Consider the following 1,139-nt stretch of genomic DNA (forward strand, 5'->3'; position numbering starts at 1 on the left):
ACCTGGTCGAGCTGGGCAATCGCGATATTGACCTGGGCGATGCCGTCAGACTGCTCGGCCGTGGCGGTCGTGATCTCGCCCATGATGTCCTTGACGCGTTGCACGGCGCCCACGAGTTCACCCATCGTCTTGCCCGCCTCGGCCACCAGCCGCGAGCCCGCTTCCACGCGCTCGACACTGCTGCCGATCAGGCTCTTGATCTCCTTGGCCGCATCCGCCGAGCGGCCGGCCAGCGAGCGCACTTCGCTGGCGACAACCGCAAAGCCGCGCCCCTGTTCACCGGCTCGCGCCGCCTCGACGGCCGCGTTCAGCGCCAGGATGTTGGTCTGGAAGGCGATGCCGTCGATGACGCCGATGATGTCGGCGATCTTGCGCGAGCTGGCATTGATCTCGTCCATGGTGTGCACGACCTGGCCGACCACCTCGCCGCCGCGCTGAGCCACGTTGGCGGCCGAGACCGCCAGCGTGTTCGCCTGGCCGGCTGACGCCGCCGACTGCTGCACTGTGCCGGTCAGCTCCTCCATCGCACTGGCCGTCTGCTCCAGGCTGGAGGCTGCCTTTTCTGTGCGGGCGCTCAGGTCCTGGTTGCCACTGGCGATCTCGGCCGACGCGGTGCCGATGGATTCGGCCGAATCGCGGATGCTGCCAATCGTCTGCGCCAGCGTTTCGCGCATGCGTCGCAGCGTCGTCTGCAGCTTGCCGATTTCGTCGGAACTCGCGATCTGCCCCGCGCCCGAGCGCATCAGGTTGCCGTCCGCCACGCGCTCGGCCAATTCGTTGGCTGCCGCCAGCGGCAGCGTGATGCTGCGCGTGATGCTCCAGGCAGCGGCCACGCCCAGGCCCAGCATGGCGAGGCCGAAACCCAGCAGCAGCAGGCGGCCGTTGCTGTTGGCGGCGTCGATGCCGGCCGCGGTCTGGTCGATGGCCTTGCGCTGGTAGTCCAGGAAGTCCTGCATCTTGGCCAGATACACCTTGGAGCCGGGCACGAAGACATCGGTCAGCAGCTTGTCGGCCGCCTCGGCCTGGCCGTCCTTCTTGAGCTTGACGATCGTGTCGCGCGAGTCGATGTAGATCTTGCGTGCCTTGCCGACTTCATCGAACAGCGTCTGCTCCTCGGGCGAGCGGATCAGCGCTTTCAG

The 1,139-nt window shown here is 67.3% G+C and carries 1 protein-coding gene; it reads right to left on the minus strand.

Annotated features, from left to right (window positions below; genetic code table 11):
• The coding region (locus AC1DU6_RS32205) for a methyl-accepting chemotaxis protein (RefSeq protein ID WP_477862285.1) at positions 1–1,139 on the minus strand (1,139 nt) is incomplete at both ends.

It is taken from the genome of Roseateles sp. P5_B10 (genome assembly GCF_056400485.1).